Genomic DNA, 8,877 nt, shown 5'->3' with positions numbered 1-8,877 from the left:
GGGCTCCGGCTGTCAGCTCCTGCGCAGGCGCACCGTCACGATCTGGAACGGCCGCAGCGCCAGCGCGACCCGCCCCTCCACCACGTCCAGCTCCGTGACGGGCTCCTCCAGCAGATCCGTCACCGCCGCCGAGTCCACCGCGAACCCCGCGCCCATCGCGGCCCGCACCGCACCGCCCCGCGACTCGTAGAGCCGCACGACGACGTCCCCCGAACGGTCGTCCGCGAGCTTGACCGCCTCCACGAGCACGTCCGGGTGCGAGACGGTCACGAGCGGGGCACCCGCGCCGCCGGGCACGACGCGCAACGGCAGGCTGAGCGCGTACCCGCCGGCCGCCGCGCCCCCGATGTCGGCCCCCGCCTCCAGGGCGTACGCGAAGATGTGCCGCCCCCGGTCGGCCTCCGGGTCCGGGCTGTGCGGGGCGCGCAGCAGCGAGAGCCGCAGCGTCGTCGTCGTACCGCCGTCCGCCCGCGTGTGCCGCCGCACGTCGTGCCCGTACGTCGAGTCGGTGAGCAGCGCCGCGCCGAAACCGTGCTCCCCGACGTGCACCCAGCGGTGCTGCCACACCTCGGCGGGCCGCGTCCCAGCTCGTGTTCTCGTGCGTCGGGCGCCGCACGTGCCCGAACTGCGCCTCCGCGCTCTCGTGATCGGCGTGCACGTCCAGCGGCCAGGCCGCCTTGAGCACGGCGTCCCGCTCCTGCCAGTCGATATCGGTGCGGACCACCAACCGCCGCTGCCCGGCGATCAGTTCGAGGTCCTGGACGAGACGGGAGGCGCCGAAGGCGCGCGTCACGCGGGCCCGCGCGAGCAAGGGGCCGGGCTCCACCAGCTCGACCGACTCGGCGTCCGTGAGGTCGCGGACGGTGTTGCGGTAGGAGGCGTCCAGGTTCCAGGCGCTCCACAACGTCGGGTCGTCGTGGTGGAGTTGCAGCAGATTGCCGGGCTCGTCGGGGGCGAGCGTCTCGCGGTCCGCCGCCAGCTCCCGTACCGAGCGCACGAGACCCCCGGCCCGGTCGATCCGCACCCGCACGAGGCCGTTGTCGAGGACGAGATCCCCGTCCTCCTCGCCCGCCGTGACCGGCTGCGGGCTCTCCCCGCCGTTGGCCAGGGTCCCCGCGCCCAGCGCGGGCGCGTGCGCGAGCACCGCGCGCGAGCCGTCCGACAGCTCCTGCCCGCCCGCCCCGGCCCCGGGCACCACCACGACCTCGGTACGGTCCTGCGGCGCCGCGTTGAGCACCGTGAACCCCTCGTCCCGGGAGCCCAGTCCACGCGCCGCCGCCCCGATGACGCCCTCCAGGGCCGCGTGCACCTCGCGGTACGTCTCCTCGGCCTGTTCGTGCACCCAGGTGATCGAGGTGCCGGGCAGGATGTCGTGGAACTGGTGCAGCAGCACCCGCCGCCACAGCGCCTCCAGCTCCTCGTAGGGGTAGGCGTGCCCGCCCCGCACGGCCGCCGTCGCCGCCCACGGCTCGGCCTCGCGCAGCAGCGCCTCCGCGCGCCGGTTCCCGCGCTTGGTCCGGGCCTGGCTGGTGTACGTGCCCCGGTGGTTCTCCAGGTACAACTCGCCCCGCCACACGGGACGTTCCGGGTACTCGCGCGCGGTGGTCGCGAAGAAGTCGGCGGGCTTGGTGACCTCGACGCGCGGCGAGCCCTCCAGGTCCCGCAGCCGCCTGGCCCGCTCCATCATCTCCCGCGTCGGCCCGCCGCCGCCGTCCCCGAAGCCGAACGGCGCCAGCGAGCGCCCCGCGACCCCCTTCTCCGCGAAGTTCGCCTCGGCGTGCGCGAGTTCGCGTCCGGTCAGCTCGCAGTTGTAGGTGTCCACGGGCGGGAAGTGGGTGAGGATGCGGGTCCCGTCGATGCCCTCCCAGTCGAAGGTGTGGTGCGGCAGCCGGTTCACGGCGTTCCAGGAGAGCTTCTGCGTGAGGAACCAGCGCGCTCCCGCGAGCTTCGCGAGCTGCGGATACGCGGCGCTGTGGCTGAAGGAGTCCGGGAGCCACACCCCGTCCTGCTCGACGCCGAACTCCGCCGCGAAGAACCGCCGCCCGTGCACGAGCTGGCGGGCCAGCGCCTCACCGCCCGGCAGGTTCCCGTCCGCCTCCACCCACATGCCGCCCACCGGCACGAAACTCCCGTCCGCGACGGCCTTCTTGATCCGCGCGTACACGTCCGGGCGCCGCTCCTTCATCCACGCGTACTGCTGCGCGGAGGAGCAGGCGAAGACGAGTTCCGGGTACTCCTCGGCGAGCGCGGTGACGTTCGTGAACGTACGCGCGCACTTGCGGACCGTCTCGCGCAGCGGCCACAGCCAGGCCGAGTCGATGTGCGCGTGACCTACCGCGTGCACGGTGTGCGCGGAGGCGTGCGCGGGCCGGGCGAGGACGTCGGCCAGGACCTCGCGGCCCCGCGCGGCCGTCGCCGCCACGTCCCAGGGGTCCACGACGTCCACGACCTTGTCCAGCGCCCGCAGGATCTCCCACCGGCGGGGCGCCGACTCCGGGAGCTGGCGCATGAGTTCGTCCAGGACCGCCATGTCCTGGAGCAGGTGCCACACGTCCTCCTCGCGCACCGCGAGATCGGCGGTGAGCAGCCGGTAGAGCGGATCGTCGCCCGAGGTCCGCAGGCAGCTGTGGCGCATCCCGAGCGCCGCGCTGCCCGCGATCTTCGGGTTCGCCGCCAGCTCGACGAGGAGGCCGATCTCCTCGCCGCCGGTGGCGGGTTCGGCGAGCCGGACGGTGCGGTGGTAGGGGTGCAGCCCCTGGAGGGGTCCCCCGGCGGCGGTGTGCACGAAGCCCTCCGCCTGCCCGCCGGGCCCCTGCGTGAGGTCGAAGTCGAGGTCGAAGACGGCCTCGACCCGCCGTCCCGCCCAGCGCGCGGGCACGGTGCCCCGCGCGCGCAGCCACGTCGTGCCCCAGGCGGGGCCCCAGAACTCGCCGGCCCGGAAGGGCTCGTACGTGGCCTCCAGCGCTCGGCGACGGGCACCGGCTCCCCGGGCACCCGCCATACCTCCAGCGCGAGCGGCAGCGGGTCGGAGTGGAGGGCGGGTCGCAGCCTGCTGGAGACGAACCGTGCGATGCGGTCCTCGGTCGCGGTCCGGTCGTCGTGCATGGTGAGGGTGCTCCTCGGGTGGTGGTGCGGGGGAGGGGAGTAGGGATGATAAGGGGGTGAAGCGGATGAAAGGGCTGATCGCGGGCCCGGCTCAGCCGTGCAGGCTCGCCCACGCCTTCTCGCACTCGGCGCGCATCCGGTCGCCGCCGTCGCGCCGCCACATGCGGACGCTCTCGTCCAGCGCGGAGAGCTTGTCGCGGCCCTGCATGATGCCCTTGAGGACGTCGTCCGTCTTGAGCTTGAGCGCCCCGGACGTCTTCGCGTTGGTCTCGGAGTAGATGCCCTCGCTCGGATTGGGCACGAGGACCTCGGCGGCCCGCGACTGGAAGGAGTGCTGGCGGTCCACGACGTCCGGCCGTTCGGGGAAGTAGAGCGAGAGCGGCGCGTCGGTGATGAACCCGGTGGGCAGCGCGGTCTCGGTCGTGCCGTCGGAGGTGAGGATCGGGTCGGTGCCCCGCAGCTCGTGGTCGTGGCCTTCGAGGCCGTACTTGCGCAGCTTGTAGGCGTCGGTGCCGAAGGGCGCGGCCAGCGCGTTGGCGAGCCGCAGGATCTGCTTGATCCGCGCCTTGGGCGCCTTCTTGATCGCGAGGACGGCGTAGCTGGAGTACCCGGCCCAGTGGCTGCCCTTGCCGCCGTCGAAGCCCGGCGCGAGCATCCCGTCGATCTCCAGGCCCTTGTTGTTCTGCCCGTACTGCCGGTAGAAGTCGTTCCAGCCCGCGTTGCCGTCGTAGTGCAGCGCGATCTGGCCGTTGCCGAACCAGTCCTTGAACTTGCCGACCACGCTGTAGGCGTCGGGGTGCAGAAGGTGTTCCCTGGTGAGCCTGCGCGCCGCGTCGAGGGCTTCCTTGATCTCCTCGGACTCCAGCCAGAAGGTGAACTTCCCGTTCTCCTCGCGCCAGATGTTCGGGCCGCCCAGCATCTCCATCATGAAGTTGAGCGTCGTGATCGGGTCACCGAGCGCGTAACGGCTGTGCCTGGGGTCGGAGACGTCCCGGCACAGCTGCTGGAACTCCTTGAAGTCCCTTGGTTCCGGGTCGAGTCCGCGTTCCTTGAGGCGGTCGGCGCGGTAGTACATGATGCTGCCCGCGTTCGCGCGGGGCATCGGCAGCGCGTAGATGCCGCCGTTGTAGACCGTCCAGCGCCAGGCGTCGCGCGGGATGTTCGCGAGGTAGGGGTACTCGCGCACCGCCGGGCCGGACAGGTGCTCGGTCAGGTCCTCGAAGAGCGCGTTGAACATCGCCGGCTGCTGGCTCGCGGTCGGCGGCACGAGCATCGCGTCCGGCAGGTCCCCGCCCGCGACGACGACCGAGAGCTTGCTCGGGTAGTCCCCGACCGGCACGATCTCGACGTCCAGGTCCGTGCCGAGCTGCTCGTTGAGCGCCCGCCAGTAGGGGTTGCGGTCCCGCGGTGGCGGTACGGGGTTGAAGGTCAGCGTCATGACGCGGACCCCGGGCCCCTTCGCGGGCTTCCCCTCGGGGAAGGCCGGGGCCGGGTCCGCCGGGTAGTGCCGGTAGCCGTTGAGCACGCCGCTCCTGGTACCGGGCAGCGCCGGCTTGACGCCCTTGTACGGGACGTAGTCGGGCATTTCGACGTTCGCGTTGTCCGCGAGGGGGAGGGCGGGACCGCCGTCGCCGCAGCTCGCGAGCGCGAGGCCCGCCGCCGCTCCCGCCGAGGCGCGCAGCAGTCCTCTGCGCGAGATGAGGGGGCCCATGGCTGCTCCTTCGTGATGAGCCGGAATGCGGAAGAGTCCTGGAACGGGGGTGAGGGCCTGCCGGGAGGTGGGAGGTACGGGGCCGGGACGGGGCGTGCCCGGCAACGGAACCGGGCGTGCGCCCCGGCCCCGTACCGTCTGGGGGCGGTCCTCAGCCCTTCACGGCGCCGATCATCACGCCCTTGTTCATGTGCCGTTGCAGGAACGGGTACACGATCACGATCGGCACGATTGAGAGCACGATGATCGCCGCCTGGAGCGCCTGCGAGGGCGGCAACGGCGCCCCGGCGGCGGAGGCTTCGCCCGCGCCGATCGCCGCGTTGTTCACCACGTAGGTCCGCAGGACGAGCTGCATGGGCCACTTCGCGGACTCGTTCATGTACAACAGCGCGTTGAAGAACGCGTTCCAGTACGAGACCGCGTAGAAGAGCCCGACGACGGCGATCGAGGCGCGCGAGAGCGGCATCACGATCTTCGTCAGGATGTGCAGCTCGCCGGCCCCGTCGATCCGCGCCGCGTCCACGAGTTCGCGCGGGATGCTCTGGAAGAAGGAGCGCAGGACGATGACGTTGAAGGCGTTCACCATCGTCGGCAGGATCAGCGCCCAGTAGCTGTTGATGAGGTGGAGCTGCTTGATCAGCAGGTAGCTGGGAATCACGCCCGGCGCGAGCAGCATCGAGAAGAGCAGGATCATCAGCACGGGCTTGTGCCCGAAGGACCCGGGCCGGCTCAGCCCGTAGGCGAGCGTGATGCTGGAGAGCAGGCTCAGCGCCGTACCGACGGCCGTGACCCCGATGCTCACCGCCATCGCCCGCGTCACGAGCCCGCCGCGCAGGATCGCCTCGCAGGAGTCGAGCGAGGGGCGGCTCGGCCACAGGACGAAGCCGCCCGCCTCGTTGACCTGCGTGGTGTCGGCGAGCGAGGTCGAGATCACCGTCAGGAACGGCACGACGACCGCGAGACAGCACAGCAGGATGATGAGGGACTTGAGTATCCGCCAGGGCGGGGAGGCCGGGGTCTGCCCGGGTATCCCCGCGTCGATGCGGCGCTGCCCGGGCGGGCGGGAGGAGCGCAGGTCGCGGGGCCCGGGAACGTCCGCCGAAGCGGGTGTCGTGGGAAGCTGCGCGGTACTCATGAGCGGTAGATCCCTTCCTCGCCGAACCAGTGGGCGAGCTTGTTCGCGCCCAGCACCAGGACCACGCCGACCAGGCCCTTGACGAGGCCCACGGCCGCCGAGACCCCCCCCATTGCCCGGAGAGCAGACCGTTGTTGTAGACGTACGTGTCGAGCACTGCGCTCGCCGGCAGCCCCACCCCGGTCTGTTGCAGGATGATCTGCTCGAAGCCGACGCTGAGTGCGTCGCCGAGCCGCAGGATCAGGAGCAGGACGACCAGCCCGCGCAGCGCGGGGAGCGTGACGTGCCAGGTCTGCCGCATCCGCCCGGCACCGTCCATCGCCGCCGCCTCGTAGAGGTCGGTGTCCACGCGCGAGAGCGCGGCGAGGAAGAGGATCGTGCCCCAGCCCGTGTCCTTCCAGATGACCTGCGAGGTCAGCAGGGCCTTGAAGAGCTCGGGGTCGCCGATGATGTTCCACGTGCCCATGTCCTGGGCGCGCAGGAAGACGTTGATGAGCCCGCCGCTGCCCAGCATCTGCTGGAAGAGCGCGACCACCACGACCCACGACAGGAAGTGCGGCAGGTAGAGCACGTTCTGCACGGCCTTCTTGACCCGCTCGCTCACCAGGCTGTTGAGCGCGAGCGCGAGCAGGATCGGCGCGGGGAAGACGAACACCACCTGGATGAGCAGGAGCTGGAAGGTGTTCGAGAGCGCGTGCAGGAACGCGGAGTCCCCGTTGAAGAGGACCGAGAAGTTGTCCAGGCCCGACCAGCGGCTGTGCGTGATGCCGATGAACGGCTGGTAGTCCTGGAACGCGATGACGTTGCCGAGCAACGGCACGTAGTGGAAGAGCAGTACCACGGCGATGCCGGGCACGGTGAACCAGAAGAGACCGCGGTCGACGCGGCGTTTCTTCCGTGGGCCAGTGAGCTGGGACATGGGCGAAGCCCTTCAACGGCGGAGGGCGGGCCCGGCCTTCGCTCGGTGGGCCCCTCGGGGCGCAATGTAAAATCAATGGATTGCTTTGGACGATGCGTCTGACAGCGCTTTCTGTACGCTGCCGCAAGGGATTTCCGACGGTGCACGCGGACCTTCCCTTGGCCGGAGGGTGTACAGGGGCAGGGAGCGGAAGTTAAGTTCTTTGCCAATGCCCGGACGGGAACCGTGACGGTACGGAGGCGGGAGCACGATGAGCGGGACACGTACGTATACGACGCCGGGCGCGGCAACGGGCCACACGCCGGGCGCCACATCGGGCCCCACACCTGCCGGAACTCCGGCCGCGACACCGGGCGCGGGCGCGAGCCCCGCCGCCGGGACCGCCCCGGGCTTCGCCCTCGCCCCCGCCGACGGCACCCGCCTGCGCGGCTGGGCGCGCGGCTCCGGCGCCCGCGCGCTGCGCGCCCAGATCGTCCTCGACGCCGCCGCCGGTACGGGCGTCATCGACAGCGCCCGCCGCCTCGGCGTCTCCCGGCCCACGGTCACCACCTGGCGCCGCCGCTACGCCACCGAAGGACTCGCCGGACTCGAACACCGCCCCCGCAGCGGCCGGCCCTCACGCGTGGACGAGGCCGCCCTCGTCGCCCGCTCGCTCCTGCCCGCCCCCGACGGCGACACCCCCCTCTCCGGCCGCGCGCTCGCCGCCCGCACCGGCGTCTCGCACACCACCCTCGCCGCCGTCCGCCGCCGCTGGGGCCTCGGCCCCGGCCCCGGCACCTCGGGCCTCACCGTCCCCGCCGACCCGCCCTGCCCGCTGCGCGACCTCGACCTCCTCGCCGTCCACGCGGGCCCCGGGCACGCCCTCTTCCTCCTCGGCGAACCCCCGGCCGGCCGCCCCCGCTTCTCCCGCCGCGCCACCGCGCTCGTCCGCGACGCCGCCGCCTACGCCCACGCGGCACTCGACGCGCTCGGCACGGACCCCGCCGAAGGCCCCGAGCCCCGCCCCGAACCGGCCCCGCGCGCGTACCGCGAACTCCTCGACGCCGTGCGCGAACGCCACCCCGGCCGCGCCCTGCACGCCCTCACCCTCGGCCCCGCCCCGGCCCTCGAAGGAACCCGGCACCACACCCTCGCCCCCGCGACCCGCTGGCCCTCCCTGCTCCGCGTCCTCCTCCTCGCCGAACTCCCGCGCGACCCGGTGGCGCTCGCCGCCGCCCTGGCCGGCCTCCCCGCCACCGGCGTCCGGCCCGACGGCGCGCTGCGCTGGGTCCGGCCGCCCGCCCCGCCCAGCGCCCAGTCCGCCCCGCGCCCCGCCCCGCGCGCCTTCAACCAGCTCGCGCTCGGCTCGTACAACGAGAAGCTCGTCATCGAGAGCATCCGCGAGGCCGGCACCCTCAGCCGCGTCGAGATCGCCGCCTCGACCGGGCTCACCCCGCAGGCCGTCTCGCGCATCACCCGCAACCTGCTGACCTCCGGGCTCATCGTCCAGGACGAGGGCCGCTCGGCGGGCGCCGGGAAACCCCGTATCCCGCTGCGCCTGCGCCCCGACGCCGGGTACGCCGTCGGCATCCACCTCGATCCCTGGATGATCACGGCCGTCGCCGTGGACCTGTGCGGCCAGGTCGTCGCCCGCCGCCGGATGCCGCTCGAAGCCCCCCGCGACCCCGAGGAGTGCCTGGCCCGGATGGCCGCCCTCGCCCGCGAGGTGGCCGCCGAGGTTCCCGACGCGGGACCCGTGCTCGGATACGGGGCCGCCCTGCCCGGACCCCTCGACCGGCGCGCGGGCGTCCTGCTCGACCCGCCGCTCTTCGAGGACTGGGCGCGCGTGGACGTCGGCGCGAGCCTCAGCGCCCGCCTCGGCAGCCCCGTCGTCGTGGAGAAGGACGCGACCGCCGCCGCCATCGGCGAACGCTGGCTCGGCGCCGCCGAACGCGCCGAGGACTTCGTGTACCTGTACCTGGGAGCCGGCGCGGGCAGCGGGGCCTTCCTCAACGGTGACGTCCACCG

The 8,877-nt window shown here is 72.7% G+C and carries 4 protein-coding genes and 2 pseudogenes; 1 reads left to right on the top strand and 5 read right to left on the bottom strand.

The window, feature by feature from the left end:
* Positions 1–12 precede the first annotated feature (12 nt).
* The 5 genes and pseudogenes from SSBG_RS36080 to SSBG_RS10055 form a co-directional block, all read right to left on the bottom strand.
* Positions 13–198 carry a glycosyl hydrolase-related protein gene (locus SSBG_RS36080; protein WP_420790335.1) on the bottom strand — a complete coding sequence of 62 codons (186 nt, stop codon included), beginning with the start codon at positions 196–198 and terminating at the stop codon, positions 13–15.
* Between the two features lie 261 nt (positions 199–459).
* Positions 460–2,509 (bottom strand): annotated as a pseudogene (locus tag SSBG_RS10070) (alpha-mannosidase); the annotation flags it as partial.
* A 687-nt stretch (positions 2,510–3,196) separates the two neighbouring features.
* The gene (locus SSBG_RS10065; RefSeq protein WP_008746053.1) at positions 3,197–4,816 is read right to left on the bottom strand and encodes an extracellular solute-binding protein; all 1,620 of its coding nucleotides are present in this window, start codon (positions 4,814–4,816) and stop codon (positions 3,197–3,199) included.
* 151 nt (positions 4,817–4,967) lie between these two features.
* A complete protein-coding gene (locus SSBG_RS10060; protein WP_037869400.1) occupies positions 4,968–5,951 on the bottom strand; it encodes a carbohydrate ABC transporter permease in 984 nt (327 codons plus the stop codon).
* 184 nt (positions 5,952–6,135) lie between these two features.
* Positions 6,136–6,870 (bottom strand): annotated as a pseudogene (locus SSBG_RS10055) (ABC transporter permease subunit); the annotation flags it as partial.
* A 250-nt stretch (positions 6,871–7,120) separates the two neighbouring features.
* Between SSBG_RS10055 and SSBG_RS10050 the strand changes: the two are divergent.
* On the top strand, positions 7,121–8,877 hold a 1,757-nt coding region (locus SSBG_RS10050; RefSeq protein WP_037871304.1), incomplete at its 3' end, for an ROK family protein.

Origin of the sequence: Streptomyces sp. SPB074, from assembly GCF_000154905.1 — a bacterium.
In the GTDB taxonomy this organism is placed as follows: Bacteria; Actinomycetota; Actinomycetes; order Streptomycetales; family Streptomycetaceae; genus Streptomyces.
Note: the sequence above shows the minus strand (reverse complement) of the source record. Positions and strands in the feature narration are given on the sequence as shown.